The 21,617-nt window shown below is 32.9% G+C and carries 14 protein-coding genes and 1 pseudogene; 1 reads left to right on the plus strand and 14 read right to left on the minus strand.

Annotated elements, in window-relative coordinates:
• Position 1: 1 nt before the first annotated feature.
• Positions 2-1,264 (minus strand): UDP-N-acetylglucosamine 1-carboxyvinyltransferase, encoded by a 1,263-nt coding sequence (locus RWO76_RS02895; RefSeq protein WP_314354173.1) that lies wholly within the window; start codon positions 1,262-1,264, stop codon positions 2-4.
• Positions 1,265-1,425: 161 nt separating this feature from the next.
• Here RWO76_RS02895 and RWO76_RS02900 point away from each other — a divergent pair, with 161 nt between their 5' ends.
• Positions 1,426-2,421, plus strand: a complete 996-nt coding sequence (locus RWO76_RS02900) for a biotin--[acetyl-CoA-carboxylase] ligase (RefSeq protein WP_314354175.1) — start codon at positions 1,426-1,428, stop codon at positions 2,419-2,421.
• Between the two features lie 447 nt (positions 2,422-2,868).
• Here the strand turns inward: RWO76_RS02900 and pepF are convergent, their stop codons facing one another.
• From pepF to RWO76_RS02965, 13 genes and pseudogenes are all read right to left on the minus strand, one after another.
• Positions 2,869-4,674 carry an oligoendopeptidase F gene (pepF, locus tag RWO76_RS02905; RefSeq protein WP_314354177.1) on the minus strand — a complete coding sequence of 602 codons (1,806 nt, stop codon included), beginning with the start codon at positions 4,672-4,674 and terminating at the stop codon, positions 2,869-2,871.
• A gap of 43 nt (positions 4,675-4,717) precedes the next feature.
• Positions 4,718-5,791 (minus strand): winged helix-turn-helix domain-containing protein, encoded by a 1,074-nt coding sequence (locus tag RWO76_RS02910; RefSeq protein WP_314354178.1) that lies wholly within the window; start codon positions 5,789-5,791, stop codon positions 4,718-4,720.
• Entirely contained in the window at positions 5,781-7,055 is a 1,275-nt protein-coding gene (locus RWO76_RS02915) for an MFS transporter (protein WP_314354179.1), read from the minus strand. Before RWO76_RS02915 ends, RWO76_RS02910 begins: the two co-directional genes overlap by 11 nt.
• A gap of 132 nt (positions 7,056-7,187) precedes the next feature.
• Positions 7,188-9,326 (minus strand): PBP1A family penicillin-binding protein, encoded by a 2,139-nt coding sequence (locus tag RWO76_RS02920; protein ID WP_314354180.1) that lies wholly within the window; start codon positions 9,324-9,326, stop codon positions 7,188-7,190.
• A 433-nt stretch (positions 9,327-9,759) separates the two neighbouring features.
• Positions 9,760-10,194 carry a NusG domain II-containing protein gene (locus tag RWO76_RS02925; RefSeq protein ID WP_314354181.1) on the minus strand — a complete coding sequence of 145 codons (435 nt, stop codon included), beginning with the start codon at positions 10,192-10,194 and terminating at the stop codon, positions 9,760-9,762.
• 160 nt (positions 10,195-10,354) lie between these two features.
• Complete coding sequence (locus RWO76_RS02930; RefSeq protein ID WP_006702282.1) at positions 10,355-11,263, minus strand: ABC transporter permease; 909 nt, start codon at positions 11,261-11,263, stop codon at positions 10,355-10,357.
• Positions 11,264-11,280: 17 nt separating this feature from the next.
• A complete protein-coding gene (gene opp4B / locus RWO76_RS02935) occupies positions 11,281-12,243 on the minus strand; it encodes an oligopeptide ABC transporter permease (protein ID WP_314354182.1) in 963 nt (320 codons plus the stop codon).
• Positions 12,244-12,246: 3 nt separating this feature from the next.
• A complete protein-coding gene (locus RWO76_RS02940; protein ID WP_314354184.1) occupies positions 12,247-13,194 on the minus strand; it encodes an ATP-binding cassette domain-containing protein in 948 nt (315 codons plus the stop codon).
• A complete protein-coding gene (locus RWO76_RS02945; protein WP_314354185.1) occupies positions 13,194-14,195 on the minus strand; it encodes an ABC transporter ATP-binding protein in 1,002 nt (333 codons plus the stop codon). Before RWO76_RS02945 ends, RWO76_RS02940 begins: the two co-directional genes overlap by 1 nt.
• Before the next feature lie 519 nt (positions 14,196-14,714).
• The gene (locus RWO76_RS02950; protein WP_314354187.1) at positions 14,715-16,499 is read right to left on the minus strand and encodes an oligopeptide ABC transporter substrate-binding protein; all 1,785 of its coding nucleotides are present in this window, start codon (positions 16,497-16,499) and stop codon (positions 14,715-14,717) included.
• A gap of 300 nt (positions 16,500-16,799) precedes the next feature.
• Entirely contained in the window at positions 16,800-18,584 is a 1,785-nt protein-coding gene (locus tag RWO76_RS02955; protein WP_314354189.1) for an oligopeptide ABC transporter substrate-binding protein, read from the minus strand.
• A 193-nt stretch (positions 18,585-18,777) separates the two neighbouring features.
• On the minus strand, positions 18,778-20,562 hold the full coding sequence (locus tag RWO76_RS02960; protein WP_314354190.1) for an oligopeptide ABC transporter substrate-binding protein: 1,785 nt from the start codon (positions 20,560-20,562) through the stop codon (positions 18,778-18,780).
• A 333-nt stretch (positions 20,563-20,895) separates the two neighbouring features.
• Positions 20,896-21,617 (minus strand): annotated as a pseudogene (locus tag RWO76_RS02965) (hypothetical protein); the annotation flags it as partial.

Genomic DNA, 21,617 nt, shown 5'->3' on the forward strand with positions numbered 1-21,617 from the left:
TTTAATCCTCTTCAATCATTTGAATATCGGCACCTAATTGTTGTAGATTTTCTACAATATGAGAATATCCTCTTAAAATATGTTCAATATTGCTAATTTTTGTTGTACCTTGAGCCATTAAACCTGCAATGACTAACGCTGCACCAGCTCTTAAATCACTTGCGGCAACTTCACAACCAGTTAAAGGTGTTGGACCCGTAATTGAAATGACATCATTTTCTACACGTCCTAACGCTCCCATACGATTTAATTCAGGGATATGATTGACACGTTTTGGATAAATTGTATCAATAATTTTTGCTTCTCCAGTCGCTTTCATTAGTAATGGCGTAATTGGCTGTTGTAAATCAGTTGCAAAACCAGGATAAGGTAATGTTTTAATACTTACTGCTTTTAAATCTTTAGAAGGAGCTACATAAATATCTTCTTCTCCAATTGTCATTTTCACGCCCATTTCTTCCATTTTCGCAAGCAAGCCTTCAATATGTTCAAAAATGACATTTTTAACAGTTATTCCTTCACCTACTGCTGCTGCAATTGATAAATATGTACCTGCTTCAATTCTATCTGGAATAATCGTATGTCGACATCCGTGTAATTCATCTACACCTTCAATACGAATCATACTAGTACCAGCACCTTTAATATTGGCACCCATTTTATTTAATAAATTAACGACATCAATAATCTCAGGTTCTCTTGCAGCATTTTCAATAATCGTTTTACCTTTTGCACGAACAGCAGCTAGTAAAACATTAATCGTTGCTCCTACTGATACAACGTCCATATAAATACGAGTTCCTGTTAAGCCTTGTCCATTTGTGGATAAATAAATAGCTCCCATTTCATTTCGAACATCTGCTCCTAATGATTTGAATCCTTTAATATGTTGATCAATTGGTCTTGGTCCTAAAAAACATCCTCCAGGAAGTCCAACAACCCCTTCACCAAATTTTGCAAGAGTTGCTCCCATAAAATAATAAGAAGCTCTCATACTTTGAATTTTTCCACTTGGCATTGGAATGGATAACATATTTGTTGGATCAATCGTCAATACTCCTTCTTCAAAAGTAGTATGAACATTAAAATCGCTCAAAATTTCAATTAATGCAGCGACATCTTGAATATCTGGAACACCTTCTAATATAACTGGTTCTGATGACAAAATAGCTGCAGGAATTAAAGCTACAGTACTATTTTTAGCACCACTTATTGTTACTTCCCCAGTAAGTGGTTTTCCTCCATTAATAACTAATTTTCTCATTGATTCAAATCCTCTCATATCATCTTCTTCTCTATTATAACATGCCTTTCTAAAAAGGCATACTTAAAACTATATTTATCATTGTTAACTAACAGTAAATGTAAAGTTGACAATATTACAGAATCTTTATACAATTTGAATCAAGTAAAGGGGGATTTTTTATGAAAACAAAAGAAGCTGTTTTACTCTACCTTCAAGAACACACTGGTGAACCAATTTCAGGAGAAAAAATGGCACTGGCTTTAAGTAAATCTCGAACTTCAATCTGGAAAGCCATCCAATCACTAAAAAAAGAAGGTTATACTATCGATTCTTCTACGAATAAAGGTTATACATTATCTGAAAATAACGATGTATTATCTGAACAACAAGTCAATCAAGAACTGATTCAACAGCATCATCCAATCGATTGGGTCATTCAAACAATGGAAAGTACTACTTCAACGAATGATTTAGCAAAACTTTACGCAAATCAAAACTCAACCACTCCTGCTATTTTTATTAGTGAAGAACAAACAGCTGGTAGAGGACGTTTAGGAAGAAAATTTGTTTCTCCATCTAAAACAGGTTTATACATGAGCCTTTGTCTATTTCCAACTACGGCTTTAGAAGACTTGTCTCTCATTACTTGTGCAACAGCTGTTGCATGTGTCGAGACAATTGAGCAATTAACAGGGAAATCTCTCAATATCAAATGGGTTAATGATTTATTTTATCAGAATAAAAAAGTTGGAGGAATTTTGACAGAGGTCATTAGTGATTTTGAGTCTCAACAAGTTCAAGCATTGATTGTTGGAATGGGAATCAATCTTATTGAAGCTTCTCAGTCCTTCCCTGAAGAATTACACTCTATTGTAGGAAGTATTTTTTCTTCTAGAAAGGAATATGAAGCACTTTCTTTTAATCGAAATCATTTTATTGCGACATTTTTAGAAAAATGGGCATTTTATTATCAAAATCTTTCAAATAGAGACTTTATCACTTCTTATAAGGAACACTCTAATATCATTGGAAAATCTATCAAAGTGATGGAAGGAAACCAAGTTTATCACGCTTATGCAAAAGATATTGATGAAAATGGACATTTAATCATTGAAAAAGAAGATAAAACTTTGCACTCATTATCGTATGGTGAGGTTAGTATTCGTACGATATAATTTATAGGTTTGTCAATAGTTATATAGGTCGCAAGCAGCCACCTTTGGTATCTCATTGCTTAAATTCGAGCCTTAGTCTCGAATTTTCCTTATAAAAGAATCAGCTACGCTAATTCTTTTATTTTTATAACTATTGAAAACCTATGGTTGGAGCATTCTTTTACTTTTTTATCGTTCATGTAAGGTTATTGATACAAAAATGGCAGAAGCCACACTATTGGCTCCTGCCATAAGGATTTATGTCCTTTGCTACTTCAGAGAAGTCTTATTTTTTTCGCTCTCTCATAAATTTCCGTCCGAGTAAAATGGACTTTCGCAGTAGCAAAAATGGAAGAAGCCATACTATTGGCTTCTTCCATAAGGAAATTTCGAGACCTAGGCTCGAAATTTAGGCATGAGACTCGCACAAGCGAGGCTGCTGCCGTCCTTTGCTACTTTAGATAAGTCCTATTTTAACTCATCTGTCAATTCGTATAATTGATCCACTAATTTTCCTACATAAGCAATGGCTTCTTTTAATGGTTGTTCTGTTGAAACATCACATCCGGCATGACGTGCTAAGTCTTTTGCAGAAAGGCTACCACCTAATGCTAATGTATCTTTCCAAATTTGAGCTTGAGAAGGATCTTCCTCAATCTTATTCGCAATTGCTGTACCTATTGTTAAACCAGCAGAATAAGTATATGGATATAATCCCATATAATAGTGAGGTTGACGCATCCAAGTTAATTCTGCCCCTTCATTGACTACAAGACTATCCCCGAAGAACTCTTCCATTACTTCACGTTTCACTTTAGATAACACATCTGCATTTAACATCTCATTATTATCTACCATTTTATAAATACGATCTTGGAATACTGCTTCTAAATAGTGAGTTACCATATTATGGAAATAAGTACGGCTAATCATATTACTAATCACCCAACGTTTGAAACGAGCATCTGTACTATTTTTCAATAAATAATTTGATACAATCACTTCGTTACAAGTTGATGGAGCTTCTACAAAGTATAATGAACATTCATTATTAAACATTGTTAACTCTTCTCCAACACGTTTAAAGTGGTAAGCATGTCCTAATTCATGGGCTAATACAAATACTTCATTCATTTTTCCAGTCCATGATAATAAAATATAGCTAGCTACTTTTGGAACAGTCGCACAAAAGCCACCTGTGCTCTTACCAATATTTTGAGGGAAGTCAGTCCAACGTTTGTCGTAACTTTCATCAATCATATCTTTATAATCTTCCCCTAAAATTCCAAGAGCTTTCTTTAAATAATCTCTAGATTCTTCAATAGACATATCCACTTCAAAATCAGGATCTAAATTAATTTTACAATCCGCAAATTGCATATCTTGAATATTATGTTCTCTTGCTAATAAACGAATATAACGTTGAATATGAGGCGCTAAGTCCGTCATTAATGTACGAATTTGACGATCATATAACTCACGATCACCATCTTGTAAATCTAATAAATAATCAATAACACTTTCATACCCACGCATTGTAGCAATCATTTTTTCTTTTTTAATCGTTGAAATATATTCATTTGCAACTGTATTTTTATAACGATTTAATGTTTTATAAAAACTTTTCGCTGCATTACGACGAACTTCTGTATGATTATCCATCTCATGCAAGTTTTCATATAAAACAAAACTATTTTCATACGTTTTTCCATCAGCTTCAAATGAGTCAAATTCCATATCTTCATGTTTTGTCACTTCATATAATTGATAGAAGCTTGGTAAGCTAGACATATTTGATAAAACTTGTTCTGCATCTTTTGATAAAGTATGTGCTTTAACACGAATAATTTTCTCAATAAAGTATGCTAAATCTGGACGTTTTTCTGCTACAAATTGACGTAATAAACTTTCATCTAGTCCTACGATTTCAGTATCATAGAAACTCATATTTTGTGCCCAAGCACTAGCTAATTGCTCAAATAATGTCGCATTTTCAACTACTGTATCATTGAAACGGTCTACAGTCATTGGTAATTCTGCATAATGAGATAAACGGTAAAATGTTTCATATAATGCTTCATATTCTTCGGTAGCAGCAGTTAATACTTCTAAATCTGCTAGTTTATCTTCATATTTTTCTTTAAAACTCTTTAATTGAGCTTCTGTTTCCTTTAATGTTGTACGATATGCTTCATCACTAGGATATAATAAACTCATATCCCATGTAATCGATTGATCAACTTCACTACGTTTTACTAATTTTACATCACTCATGTGTTTCCCTCCATGCATTCTTTTGTATTGCTATTATAGCATATTATTCTTCATTCTCTACAGTATTCATCATTAAACTATCTTCCATTAATCCATTCATCACTTCTGTAATTAAAGCCGTATGAATTGCCTGCGTACACTCCTTCTTATTCCACCCTTGAACCACTAAATTAGATAAGAGTAATTCATTAATATGATATGAAACAGTAGCAGATGTAATCCCTAATTGTTCCGCAATTTTTTTAACACTCTTTGTTCCTTTAGCGATTTCGCAAAAAATTTGATATCTTGTTTTATCTCCTAAATTCTTGAAAACATTAATTCGTTCTTGTTGTTTATCCAATCTTGTTTGAATCACATGTTGAATGACTTCTAATGATTTTGCTCCTAATAATAAAATTTCAGAATCTTCAAAATAGAAGTCAGATAATAATAAAGTTGGAACGACTGAAATTTTATCTGAAGTCCAATCAATTTCCTCTATTTCCTTTGTACCTGTAAAAGCCTCTGATAAAATCTTTGGATGCTCATGAATAGCAGCTTCAAATTCCACATATGATTTCTCTAAAATCGGTAAATATTCTGCATAAACTTTTTTAAAAATCGGTTTAATTGTTTCATGTAAGACAATAAAATCTTCGACAAATTTTTTGGGATGCGACATAATCGTAAAATTATTCCAACGTGAAGTATCATCAATCGGTAGATTTTTTAAGAAATCTAAAAATGCGAATTGATTTCCTAATAATTCCTCCACTTTATTTTCAACTGCTGCCTCTTCTTCATCTTGTTTTACAATATTAGTCATTAATTGCTGTTTAATGACTCCTTCATCCATTGATTGTAAAAATTCAGCGTATTCCTCAAAAGATTGATAATCAAGTAACGTTTTTAAATTAATAAAAAACAGTCGTAAAATATCATCTTTATAGAAATACAAAATGTCATCCTTATACATTTCTAAAGGAATACTCATCTGTCTCATTTCTTCCACAATACCTTCTAATTGCTCTTCTAAAGGTGAAGATGGACGTTCTTCTTCTCTTTCCTTTTTCAACATTAAAATTGGATACAACAGCTGATTGACAAACTCCATTTGCTCTTGTTTAAATTGCATTTTGCGCCTCCTTACTAGAATCTTGATACATTCGATTCGCTACTATTAAGAATACCACTAATCCCACAATAGAAACAGCTAAACACACTGTTGCATTAAAATTATCTAAAATGATTCCAAAAACTAATTGTCCAATTGGAACAGAAATCGTAGCTAACATCCCCATTGTTGTCCCAATTCTTCCTAAGAATTGTTCTGGAACCATTTTAGCACCTAAGGTTGACAATTGAATATTAATGTATGTCGCTAAAATAGAAACTACAATAAATCCAACAAGGATACCAGCTATCGACATCCATTGATTTAATGAAAAAATATCTCGAGCCATTGTTCCACACATTACCACGAATAATCCAACAATAAATCCACCTGTATATTTCAATAATAGATGAACAGGTTCTTTACTCTCTTTGATTAATCGATACGCAATTAGTGGAGAAATCATACTTACTACCGCTACAAACGATTGAAACATACTAAATTCTTCATTGGTAAATTGTAATGTTACCCTTATAAAGTAAGTAATTACAATTCCAAAAATAGGTGACATTAAAAAATTTATAAATAACGCTAGCAATACGACAATGATTAAATTCGGAATTTCAAATGCTATTTGAATACCTTCTTTGAAATCTGTCCAAAAACTATTCACAACAGATGAATCATCCATTTGTTTTTGAACTTTACGCTCAGGAATTTTCATGAACGCATAACCAATCATTGTTAAAAATAAAATACTACCTGAAATAAATAATGAACCTGTAATGGCAAAAGTCGAATAAATAAATGCTGCTACAAATGGTGTAATAATATTTACAATTCCATTATCTACTTGCATCCAAGTATTCGCTAGAGCTAATTGACTTTCTTCAACAATTGCTGGCAAAACACTCATCATTGGACCTGATTGAAAAACTTCTACTAATTCTAAAATAATGACCAAAACATAAATAGCAACTAAAGATAAATTACTTGCTAAATAAGTACCCACTCCAAATATTACTAAAGTAATAACCGTCATTAATGTTGTATAAACTAATCCTTTTTGTCTATCCACTCGATCTCCCCACACTCCCGCTATTGGAGAAAATAACAAACGTGGGAAAATAATAATCGATAAAATACTAGCAAAAGCTGTTGCAGAACCCGTCTTATCTAACACATAGAGTGACAAAGCATATTGAATAATATTACTGGCTGCTCCAGCAAATGTACTACTAAACCATAACTTTCTAAAATTCGCATTATTTAATATGATATTCATAAAATTCTAACCTCACTTTCTAACAAAAAATAGAAATTCATCTAACTTAATAAGAAGTTTACTACTTGCAATAAAAAAAGTCAACAAAAATTAGATAAAAATCTAATTTTTGTTGACGATTTGTTTATAAAACTATTGTCCAACCTTTTTCCACAATTGATCTGTCCATTCTTGAACTTTAAACCACAATTGCTTTCCTTTTTCTTCTGCTTTTTGAATCCATTTATCCATATTAACTGGTGAATTATTCTTTTGATTTGTATTAGCAGGTTCTACTCCAAACGGAGTTTTTTTGGATGATGTCCTTAATAAACCATACATTTCTAGTTGGAATAAAGGCCCTACACCCTGATTACTTGATACAGCTAACGAATATTTTGCAGAATCATCATATCCCATCCAAGTTGCAACAACCATATCTGGAGTGTATCCTATCATCCATTGATCTCTAGCTCCATCTTCTCCATTAACAGTTTCAGTTGTACCTGTTTTACCAGCAATTGTATAACCTGCAGGTACAGCATTCGCTCCACCACCACCAGGCGCATACACGGTTAATAACATACTTGTCATTTTATTAGCAACTGTTTCACTCGTCACCTTATTGGTTTGAGGGATTGTATTATCAACAATAACCGCACCAGTGGCATCTACGATTTTTGTAACAAATCTTCCTTTTGCACGGACTCCTTTATTAGCAAACGTAGTATAAGCAGAAGCCATTTCCATTGGTGAAACCCCTTTTGTTAATCCTCCTAAAGCAATACCTAAATATTCATCTTCTGAAACTGTTGAAATTCCAAATTGATGAACTTTTTCAATTCCTTTTTTCAATCCTAATTGATCCAATAACCAAACAGCAGGAGCATTCCAACTTAAACTTAGAGCCTCAGTCATTGTTACCGTACCTTTATTTTGATGGTTCCAGTTTTCTGGAGTATATTTTTCAGGACCATACGAACGTTTTTCATCTATTAATGTTGAATTAGGTTCATATCCTTCTTCCAATGCAAGAGTATAAACAGCTAAAGGTTTAAACGTTGAGCCTGGTTGTACTTTCATTTGTGTAGCTCGGTTAAACCCTCTAAAAGTATGTTTACCAGTACCATCGATTCTTCCTCCAACTACTGCTAACACATTTCCCGTTTGAGGTTCCATTGCGATAGAGGCAGCTTGGGCTTTTGTTCCATCATTATATGAGGGATATAATTGTGTATTACCAAATGTTTCTTCCATATCTGCCTGTAATTTCTGATTTAGACCAGTATAAATTCTATACCCTTTATTAAATAAGTCCTCTTCCTTAATCCCATAATTTTGAGTGATTTCATTAATGACTGCATCGAAGTAATAAGGATAACGATATCTGGAATTAGCTACATAATTGTCAACTAGTGAAATTTCAGACTCACTCGCTATATTGGCATCTTGTTCACTAATTTTTCCGTTATTCACCATTAGTTTTAAAACCGTTGCCCGTCGATTCACTGTAGCATCATAATTGTCAATCGGATTATAATAACTTGGTGCTTTTAAAGCCCCTGCTAAAATAGCAGATTCACTTAATGACAAATTAGCAGCACTTTTTCCAAAATAACGCCTTGCTGCATTTTCAATTCCATAAGCTCCATTTCCAAAATAAGCATTATTCAAATACATTTCAAAAATTTGATCTTTGGTATAATGTTTTTCGATTTCCAAACTTAAAAATAATTCTTTTGCTTTTCTCAATAAAGTTTGATCTAGCGTTAAAAATGTATTTTTTGCTAATTGCTGAGTTAATGTACTTCCTCCACCTACAATATTCCCTCGATGAATAATAACTCCTGCAAATGCACGTAAAATCCCAACTAAATCAAATCCCTTATGATTATAGAAACGTTTATCTTCTGTCGATAAAACTGCATCTTTCATATAAGTTGAAATTTCGTTCAAAGGTACATACTCTGCCTTTGAAATATTTAACGCTCCAGCTTCTTGACCATCTTCATCGTATATTACAGTTTCTTGAATCATACCTGCTCTTAATCCACTCACGTCTGCAGTTTTTGCTCCGTAAACTAAATAGGCTAAAAAGAATGCTGTAAATGTTAAGAATAAAGTCAAAAATAATTTTGTTAAATGGTATTTATTCCAAAATTCTCTAAAATTTTTAAACCAAGGATGATTCCATATTTTTTTATACCATTTTTCTGTTGAACTAATTTCTTTCTCCATTTTATCATGACGAGAAGGAATTCTTTGAGGTTCTAATGGTTGATTTTCATTCATAAAATTTCTCTCATTTCTATTTATTTCGATATGATACACCTTATGTATACATAAGGTGTAAATCTATCCTATCACGAATGAAATTTAGTGACAAATAATAGAGCAATTTTTTACAATTTATTAAATAATAAAAAAGACTTCCCAAAGGAGCAATCTTAACAGTAGCCTATTGGCTACTGTAACTAGGAAACTCGCTTTTGCGAGGCTACTTGCGTCCTATACTGCAATAACAAGAAGTCTAATTCTTATACGCACCCTCATAAATATCTGTTAAAACAGAATAGACTTCCCATAGTAGTATGCGTAACAGCAGCCACACTTGTGGCTACTGTTACTAGGAAATTTTGAGACCGAGGCTCAAAATTTAGCCAAGAGACCCATAGGGGCTACTGGCGTCCTATACTACTATACAGGGAAGTCTAATTCGCACTCGTTACAGGGGAATGATAGTATCCGTTTCTTCCGTCGGATCCTGAGTTGAAACAATCTCAATCATCAACCCATGAGGCAAACAAATACTTGTTTGTCCCACTCTTGAAATCCAACCTGTTTTAACGGCAATTTGATCAGGACTATTATCTTCCTTATCTCTAATTCTAGTCCCATCTACTTCAATAATATTATATTGCTCATCACTTGGGAAATAAATAAATTCCTCTCGTGGAGTATCTTCTTTTAATTCAAATCGTTGCACTTCTTCACCATTAATCGTAACAACAGCATAAATCTTTGCTTCTTCAGTTGAAGTCGTCATCTGTTGTACTGCAAAAATAGCATTAGGTAAAAATGATAAAATAAATAAGGCAATTACAATAATAATGTCATAAGGCTTCACTAAATGTTGATACTTCTTAAATTTCTCTTTCATAAATCCTCCATTAAAATTATTAACCCTTCTATTTTACAAAAAAATACGATTTTACACAATAAAAAAGGTAAAGAAAAAGACTTCTCATAGTAGATTAGGCATGAAACCGAAGGTTTGCTGCCGTCCTTTACTACTATATAGAGAAGTCTATTTATGTTTCTTAACCTAGACGTTGACGAGCATCCGCTGCACGTTGGAACGCTTGTCCAATGTAGTTGATACATAACATCATTACTAAGATTAAAATTGTTGCAGGTAACCATACCCACATTTTGTTTTCAATAATATCTTGCGTTTTAGCTGCAGAAATTAATGTTCCTAAAGAAGGAGTTGTATATGGTAAACCGAAACCTAAGTATGTTAAACCAGTTTCAATACCGATATTTCCTGCTAAACGTAAAATTAAGTTAACAATGATTAATGAACTAATGTTAGGTAAAATCTCGCGGAACATAATTTGTAAGTCACTAGATCCTAAAGTTTTAGACGCATTTACGTAATCTAAACTAGCTTCTTGTAACGTACGTGTTCTGAATAAACGAGCTGAACCAACCCAGTAGAACAATGTCATAATTAAGATAAAGTGGAATAATGTATAGTTTGGAATAACTGTTACGAATACGATAATAATCATTAATGTTGGTAAAATCATGATGAAATCAACAATACGCATTAATGTAGTATCAACCCATTTACCATAGTATCCAGAAATTAAACCAACGATAATCCCGATAATACAAGTTAAAATTGTAATAGTGAAACCAATTGTTACAGAGTTACGAGCCCCGATGACTAACATCGCGAATACATCACGACCACCTTCATCGGAACCTAATAAATAACCGTTCACACCTGGTGCTTTATAACGTTGTAAAATATTTACTTTCAAAGCAGTTGCTTCATTAATGAAGAACGGACCAATGTAAATAAATAAGAAAATTAAAGTTAAGATAATTAATGCTGCAAGAGCAATTTTATCTTTTAAAAATTCTCGCACAATAACCTGGAACCCAGTAGGTGGGGTAGATACGGTGCTTTCTTTTGTTACATCTTTTTTATCTTGCGCCATTTGCTACTCCTCCTTTTCTATTGTACGCGAACCCTAGGGTCAACGATACTCATAATAATATCAGATAATAATGTACCTAATAGTGTTGCTGTACCAAATAATAATAACAACGCTAAGATAACAGAATAGTCACGAGATGAAATTGAACTTACGAATAAGTTCCCCATTCCTGGATATGAGAAGATGTTTTCAATAAACACTGAACCACCGATTAAACCTGTGAATTCATATCCTAAGAAGGCAGCGATTGGTAAAATTGAGTTACGGAAAATGTGACGGTTAAATACCACTTTTTCAGGAACCCCTTTTGCACGAGCTGTACGAACATAGTCTTGACTCTTCGCATCAATTACCCCAGTTCTTAAATATTGAACTGTACCAGTTGTTGATAAAATCGCCATTGTTAATGCGGGTAATAATAAGTGGTGGAATCGATTAATTAAATAACCAATAGATCCTGGTGATACACCTGAATCAACTGAACCACGAGTTGGGAACCAACCTAATGTATAACCAAATAACCATAATAGGATTAAGGCAAATACGAATGTTGGAATAGAATAAGTAATGAAGTTATAAACAACGATTAACTTATCTGCCCATGAGTTTTGATAACGTCCTGCAATCATCCCTAAAGGTAATGCAATTAAATACGTTAAAATTAATGTTAATAATGATAACCAAACTGTATTACCAATACGTTCACCAATTAATTTAGTAACAGCATATTTATAAGTATAACTTTGTCCAAAGTCTCCTTGCAATGCTTTACCCATCCAACGAACATATTGAATATACCATGGATCATAGAATCCAGCTTTCACACGTAAAGCTTCAATCGTATTTGGGTCTGTTTCAGGAGTAATTAAACCAGTAAATGGATCCCCTGGCATCATCTTAGCAATTAAGAATGCTAATAAACTTAAAATTAAAATTTGTGGCAACATTAGTAGCACACGACGTAATATAGTTTTCCACATAGTCTAGTTACCTCCCTTTGCTGACGGATTCAACGCAACAAAATGCGAATCTGACAATTGTTGTAAATCGAATACACGACCATTTTCGTCATAGTACATTGTTTGATTTTCTTGATAGAATTTCTCAGCTTCAATACGACGTTGTTTGTTCGCTTCACGGTTTACTGGGTCAATAACTGGAATTGCTGATAATAAACGTTTTGTATAAATATGTTGAGGATCAGCATAAATATCATTTGCTTTTCCTGTTTCAACGAAACGTCCACGATACATGATGAATAATTCATCACACATGTGTTTTACAACCCCAAGGTCATGAGAGATGAATAAATAACTTAAGTTAAATTCATCTTGAATACGTTTCATGTAGTTTAATACTTGCGCTTGTACTGATAAGTCCAAAGCAGATACTGGTTCATCGGCAATAATTAATCGTGGATTACTTGCTAATGCACGAGCTACCCCAATACGTTGACGTTGTCCACCAGAGAATTGGTGAGGGTATTTTAATAATGCTTCTTCGGATAAACCAATGATTTCCATTAATTCAATAACTTTGCGACGTTCTTCTTCTGGAGATAAACGGTCAAAGTTACGTAATGGCTCAGCCACGATATCTAAAATACGTTTTTTAGGATTAAAACTTGATAATGAATCTTGGAAAATCATTTGTACATTACGATTGTAATCAGAAGTACGACGACGAGCTTTATTGGTCACATCTTGTCCTTCATATAATACTTTACCGCTTGTAACTGGCTCTAAACCAATAATTGCTTTACCGATTGTTGATTTACCAGAACCTGATTCACCTACAAGTCCGTAAGTTTTTCCTTCTTCAATTTCCAATGTAACGCCATCAACAGCATAAACATGATCCGTTACTCGGTTAAAGAAGCCACTTCTAATTGGATAGTGAACTTTTAAATCTTCAATTCTAACAAAACCCATTATGCTTCCTCCCCTTCAAAATGGAAATTTTTGTAACATGTACAACGAACAAAATGGCCTTGACCAACTTCGTGTAATGTTGGATTTTCTTCATGTTCTTCTGCAGAAATCCATGGAATACGAGGAGCAAAACGGCATCCTGTACGTGGTAAGCTTGGTAATGGAGGAACTGTACCTTCAATTACGTGTAACTCTTGTCCTTCTGAACCAGCTTGAGGAATTGATTGTAATAATGAACGAGTATATGGATGTTTAGGATTTGTAAATAATTCCTCTACAGGAGCAATCTCTACGAATTGTCCAGCATACATCACGGCTACACGGTCAGCAGTTTCCGCAACTACCCCAAGGTCGTGCGTAATTAAAATAATTCCTGATTGTGTTTCTGCTTGAATTTCATTTAATAAATCTAAGATTTGTGCTTGAATCGTTACGTCAAGCGCAGTTGTCGGTTCGTCAGCGATAATAATTGGTGGTTTACATGATAATGCAATTGCAATTACAACACGTTGACGCATCCCACCTGATAATTCATGTGGGTATTGTTTAAATGTACGTTGTGGATTTGGAATTCCTACTTGTGCAAGTAATTCTAATACACGTTCTGTACGTTGTTTTTCATCTAAATCTGTATGATATAATAACGCTTCATCAATTTGAGCACCAATGGTCATTAATGGGTTTAATGAAGCCAATGGATCTTGGAAAATCATACCAATGTCATTTCCACGAATTTTATTATATAAAGTTTCATTTAAATTCACTAAGTTTACATCATTATAAATGATGTCCCCAGTGATTTTAGTATTTAATTTATTGTGTAAACCCATAATAGTTGTTGCTAATGTAGATTTACCACATCCAGATTCCCCTACAATTGCTAAAATTTCATTTTTCTCCAATGATAATGAAACACCATCAACTGCATCATAAAAATCATCTTTAATACGAAATCCAACATGTAAATCGTTGATTTCTAATAATGGTTTATCGATAGCCAAATCTTCGTCCTCCTTTGTCTGAATCGAATGGTTAACATTTTAACCTTCGTATGTCTGTCATACTTTATTTCAAATTCAATAATTTTCTTTTAAACATTATTGATATTATACGTATTTTTAAACGAAAATGCAAATTGTATGACAATTCCATTTTTTAAAATAACGTATGCTTATTTTACCACGATTCTTTTAAAATTCCTATGTTTTTCTATAGATTTTTTTAATAATTTCCTCATTTTCTTAATAAATTTGAAACTAAAAAGTGTACGTTATTTTATTTTCTCTTGAATTATTTTTTTTCTTATTTCTAGTTATAGTTATTTCATATAATTGTAAAAAGAAAAAGGACTTTTAAAGTAGCTAGCATCTATTACTACTTTATTAAAGTCCTATTATTTATATGCTTCACCTTAAGATACTCTCAAAATAGAAAGGACTTTTAAAGTAGTAAGCGTGAAGTTAGACAAAAATGGCTAACTTCACAAGGAAACGTCCTTTACTACTTTATTAAAAGTCATCCTATTTTACTGGATTATCCGCAACTAATTCCATTTCATTAATCGCATTTTTTGGATTATTCGAAGCGATATCCGTACTATAATATTTCACACGTTTATTCACAGCAGTAATTTGATCCCCAATTAAAGTTGGGAATACATACGCTTGATCATGCACATATTTTTGCCACTCTTTATAAAACTCAATATTTTTAGCATCATCAAATGCAGCTTCAGAATTTATCTTATTAAAGATATCTGTTTGTTCCTTACTTACAAAACGTGTAAAGTTAAACTTCGCATCTTCGCCATATAACCCTGTTGGATCTGGGTCAAAACCTGTATTCCATCCTGCAGTATACATATCAATTTCTGGATCATTTGCTTCTACTTTATCATAGAAACTATTCACTTCCATTGTACGTCCATTCACTAATTGAACATTTAATCCAACTTCTTTCCACCATAATAAATATTGTTGAATTAAGGATTCATTCGCATCATCACGAGTACGAGCAATAAAATTAATGGTTAATTTAGAACCATCTTTATTTTCACGGATTCCATCCCCATCTACATCTTTATAACCTGCATCATCTAACATTTTCTTAGCTTTTTCTGGATTATAAGCAAAGCCTTCTTGATCTTTATTATATACATCTTTAAAGAATGGAATAATTAAAGAATTCGTTCCACGTTGTAATCCATTGTATAAACTCTTTCCTGCTTGGTCGATATCTAATGCATAAGCAATGGCTTGACGTAAAACTGGGTCAGACATTTTTGCATTTGGATTCATCACATTTTTACTAATTGAGTCATCCCATTTTCCTAATTGAAATGCAATATATTCATAAGCAGAATCTTCGCTACCTAATAAAGTCACATTCGTTAAATCTTTATAAGTATCAAATTGAGCTCTTGGCATTGAAGCAATATCATATTTTCCTGCCTTCATTTCAGAAACAATACTATCTGGAGAGACAAGTTCTGCTACTACCTTATCTAATTTTGGTCTTCCTTTATAATAGTATTCATTTGCTTTATAAGTTACTGATTCACCAGGAACGATTGATTCGATAGTGAATGCACCTAATCCTACTACTTTTGTTCCACGAACATAATCACTTTGTTCCCAATCTTTTACAGGAATGGTTGAAAAAATATGCTTCGGCATAATATAAGGACTGATTGGTCCACCTGCTAGCTTCATAGATGGTGTCATTTCTTTATAATGAATTTTTACTGAATAATCATCAATTTTTTCTAGTCCAGAAATACTAGACGATTCACCATTATGAAACTCTTCCATTCCTTCGATATTTTTGTAATTCGCATCATAACGAATCCCTGTATAATCTTTATAACCAATTCCTTCATAAGTAAAAATATAGTCATCAATGGTAACTGGTTGTCCATCAGACCATTTATAATCTTTAGAATTCAATGTTACCTTCACAGTTTTTCCCGGAACATCAAATTCAAGTGATGCTAAACCAGAGTTCACTAGCTTACGATTTTCGTCATGTTCAAACATTGTTCCATCAACATAACCTGCTAGTGCAGTATCTGTTGAATCTGAAGCTAATTCATCAATAAAAAGTCCATTAAAAGGAGATGCACTTACGATGGCATATTTTAATGTTCCGCCTTTTATTGGTGTTCCTTCATGAGTAACTTCCTTTGCAAATGTTCTATCCTTTGCGTTTGAGTCATTCGCCCCATCTGTAGAGTTTTTTGGAGAACATGCACCTAAAACAGCAACTACTGCAAGTGAGGATAAGATTGCCTTGCTTTGTTTTTTCATGATTTTCCACCCTTTTTGGTTTATTTTTATCACTATTATTTTAGCACACTCCCTTTTTGTTTCAAGCGCTTACAATTAATTCTTCCCAAATTCTAATTAACTCTTCATCTCTTCATATGAAAATCTCATATGAAATGCTTGTACAAAAATAGCCATGACAATATCATTCTGTAACTAAACTATGAGACTCGCACAAGCGAGGCTGCTAGCGTCGTAATCTACAACAGAAACTAACATGGCTCGCCCCTAACAAAAAAACTCGACTCAATCTTTTTCATTGAGTCGAGAAAAAACGTGGGCTTATTTTACAGGTTCATTTGCAGTTAATTGCAATTTAATCATAGAAGATTCATCGTGGTTTGAACCGATTTTTTTATCGTAGTATTTCACACGTTTGTTAACAGCAGTTACACTTTCACCAGTAAGTGTTGGGAAAATAAACGCTTGATCGTGTACATATTTTTGCCATTCTTTATAGAATTGAATATTTTTAGCATCATCAAATGCTTCATTTGAAGAAATTTTCTCAATTAGAGCATTTCCTTCAGCACTTGTGTAACGTTGCATATTGAATTTAGCATCTTCACCGAATAATCCTGATGGGTTTGGATCATAACCTGTTGCCCATCCAGCAGCAAACATATCAATTTCAGGGTCATCTGCTTCAACTTTATCATAGAAGTTGTTCACTTCTAATGTACGTCCAGTATATAACTGAACATCTAATCCAACTTCTTTCCACCATAATAGATATTGTTGAATTAATGATTCATTTGCATCGTCACGAGTACGAGCAGCAAAGTTGATTTTTAGTTTAGAACCATCTTTATTTTCACGTAATCCATCACCATCTACATCTTTATAACCAGCATCATCTAATAATTTCTTAGCTTTTTCTGGGTTATAATCAAATCCTTCTTGATCTTTGTTATAAATATCTTGGAAGAATGGAATGATAATTGAGTTTGTTCCATGTTGTAATCCATTATATAAGTTTTTACCAGCTGTATCTGGATCAATCGCATAAGCAATCGCTTGACGTAAAGCTACATCACTCATTTTAGCATTTGGATCTACAATATTTTTACCTTGTTCTTTATCCCATTTACCAAGTTTAAATCCAATATATTCATATTGTGATTGTAATGAACTTACGAAAGTTACATTTGTTAAATCTTTAAATGAATCATATTGAGCTGATGGCATACTTGCAATATCATATTTACCAGCTTTCATTTCTGAAACAATGCTATCTGGAGATACAACTTCCATTACAACTTTATCAAGGTTTGAACGACCTTTATAATAATTAGTGTTTGGTACAAATGTTACTGATTCACCAGGCACCATTGTTTCAATTGTATACGCCCCTAGACCAACGTTAGATTTACCACGAACTGCATCACTTTGTTCCCATTCAGCTACAGGAATTTTAGAGAATACATGTTTTGGCATAACATAACTACTTACTGAACCACCTGCTAATTGCATTGAAGGTGTCATTTCTTTATAGTGAATTTTCACTGTGTAGTCATCTAATTTTTCTAAACCAGAGATGCTTGAAGCTTTACCTTTGTGGTATTCATCCATTCCTTCAATGTTTTTGAAATCTCCATCATAACGTACACCAGTATAGTCTTTGTGACCAATTCCTTCATAAGTGAAAATATAGTCATCGATTGTAAATTTTTCTCCATCTGACCATTTATAGTCTTGAGAGTTTAATTTAACAGTTGCTGTTTTTCCTTCTACATCAAATGAAATAGAAGCTAATCCTGAGTTCACTAATTTACGATTATCATCATATTCAAACATTGATTCGTCAATCATTCCTGCTACAGATGAATCTGTTGTATCAGAAGCTAATTCATCAATGAATAGTCCATTAATGGGTGAAGCTGAAACAATCGCATATTTTAATGTTCCACCTTTAATTGGTTCACCATCATGAGTTACTTCAGAAACAAATTTTGTTTTGTCTGCTCCCTCAGTTGTTGTTTTAGTTGTTGTTGTTTTTGAACCGCAAGCTGCTAATGTTAAAGCTACTGCAGCAGTTGGTAACCAAAGCCATTTTCTTTTCATCATTTTCATCTCTCCTTAATAAAATCTTCTTTAAAAATTCATTTTTTAATTAAGATGTTATTATATTAACATAAAATTTGGATTTTGCAAGCATTTTTTAATCTTTTTTTAATTTATTTTCATTTTATCTCATTTTTAACTTAAAAAGACTTTTCTCATGGGAATATCCATGGGAAAAGTCTTCATAAAAATTTTACTATTTAACTTGAGTATCTGATACTACTTCTATTTGATACAATGCTGATTTTGAATTGCTTGTTCCAATCTTTGTATCATAATATTTCACACGTTTATTAACGGCAGTTACTAAGTCCCCTACTAATGTTGGGAAGATAAATGCTTCATCATGAACGTATTGTTGCCATTCTTTATAGAATTCAACATTTTTAGCATCATCAAATGCTTCTGTTGAACTAATGTTATTCATAATACTATTTCCTTTTTCACTTACAAAGCGAGCAAAGTTAAATTTAGCAGTTTCACCAAATAAGTTTGATGGATTTGGGTCAAATCCTGTTCCCCAACCAGCTGCAAACATATCAATTTCTGGATCATCTGTTTGAACTTTTTCATAGAAGTTATTCGATTCAATAGTACGTCCAGTATATAATTGAACATCTAATCCAATTTCTTTCCACCATAATAAGTATTGTTGAATTAATGATTCATTTGCATCATCACGAGTACGTGCTGCAAATGTAATACTTAATGGAGAACCATCTTTATTTTCACGAATTCCATCACCATCAACATCTTTATATCCAGCTTCTTCTAACATTTGTTTTGCTTTTTCTGGATTATATTTAAATCCTTCTTGTTCTGCATTATATACATCTTTGAAGAATGGAATAATAATCGAATTTGTTCCACGTTGTAAGCCATGATATAAACTTTCACCAACTGTATCCATATCTAATGCATAAGCAATTGCTTGACGTAATACTGGGTCACTCATTTTCGCATTTGGATCAGTAATATTTTTACCACTTGCTTTATCAAATTTTCCTAAGTGGAAAGCTACGTATTCAAATGAAGATTTAAATGTACTTACTAAGTTCACATTTGTTAAATCTTTATAAGATTCATATTGAGCATTTGGCATCTCAGCGATATCATATTTACCTGCTTTCATTTCTGAAACGATATTATCTGGAGATACAATTTCCATTACTACTTTATCTAATTTTGCACGACCTTTGTAGTAATGTTCATTAGGAACTAATGTTACAGATTCGCCAGGAATAATCGATTCTAACTTAAATGCACCTAAACCAACGAATTTAGTTCCACGTACATATTCACTCTTATCCCATTCTGCAACTGGAATAGTAGAGAAAATATGTTTTGGCATAATATACGCACTTAATGCTCCACCTGCTAATTTCATAGAAGGACGCATTTCCTTGAAGTGGATTTTTACAGAGTAGTCATCGATTTTTTCCAATCCTGATACTGAATCTGCTTTGCCTTCATGGAATTCTTTCATTCCTACTACATTTTCATATTTACTATTATAACGAGAACCTGTGTAATCTTTATGACCAATTGATTGATAAGTGAAGATATAGTCATCAATCGTTACAGGTTGACCGTCTGACCATTTATAATCTTTAGAATTTAATGTAACAGTGACTGCTTTACCTTCAATATCAAAATCAAGACTTGCTAAACCAGTATTTGTTAACTGTCTATTCTCATCAAATTCAAAAATGCTTGCGTCAATTTGTGAACTAATTGTTGAATCTAATGAATCTTGTGCTAATTCATCAATAAATACACCTTTAAAACCAGAAGATGCTACTAAAGCATATTTTAATGTTCCACCTTTAATAGCTTCTGCATCATTGACTGATTCTGTTGCAAACTTTGTTTGTGTTCCTAGAGGTGTTTTAGTAGCTGTTGTTTCTTTATTAGAACTACATGCTGCTAAAGCTAATACTGTTGCTGCTGTTGTTACATATAACCAATTCTTTTTCTTCATCTCATTCCTCCAAATATTTCTTATTCCACATAAAGTTCTCATCTCCTTATGTCGAAATCATTCTATCATAAATTAAAAATAAAGCAAATTTTTTAATCTTTTTCTCTTTATTTACTCATAATTACATAAAATTCTAATAAAATGTCTCTATGTCGTGGAAAAAGAACTCCCTCAAAGTGGCACAGTTTGTTCCACTTTGAGGGAAATCATATTTATATACGTATTAGTATTAAACAAGGCAAACACATAGACTTCCCGCAGTAGCTAAGCTATGAGATTCGCTTTTGCGAGGCTGCTTGCGTCCTCCTCTACTTACAGGAAGTCATATTAATTTTATTTAACCCAAACACCATCACGATTAACTCTATAACCATCTGGTGTCACTGTATTTGTTAATAATGCTCCAGATTTATTCAAGTAATACCAAGAACTCTTCACTTGAACCCATCCTGTTTCCATTGCTCCTGTATTACTTAAATAATACCATTGATTAGATACTTTTATCCATCCTATTTCCATTGCTCCTGTACTACTTAAATAATACCATTGGTTTGATACTTTTACCCATCCTGTTTCCATCGCTCCTGTACTACTTAAATAATACCATTGATTAGATACTTTTACCCATCCTGTTTCCATCGCTCCTGTATTATCTAAATAATACCATTGATTAGATACTTTTACCCATCCTGTTTCCATCGCTCCTGTATTATCTAAATAATACCATTGATTCTTATAATGAAGCCACTCATTTCTAGCATATTTACCATCTTGTTTTAAGTAGTACCATGAAGCATAATGAAGGTCATAAATCCATTCATTTTTTGCCATCGTACCATCTTTTTTCAAGTAATAGTCGTCTTTCCATGTGTTTTTAGCAGCTTGTCCATCTTGTTGGAAATAGAACCATTTTTGATGTTTCTCATCATAAATCCATTTATTAATTAAAGCACTCTTTGGTAAACTTTGGAGTACCTCTGGCTCGCCTTTTTCTATTACAACACCTTCTGGTAATTCTGGTCGTACTTCTGGTTCACCTTTTTCTGTTATCACAC

This window comes from uncultured Granulicatella sp. (assembly GCF_963521425.1).
GTDB lineage: Bacteria > Bacillota > Bacilli > Lactobacillales > Aerococcaceae > Granulicatella.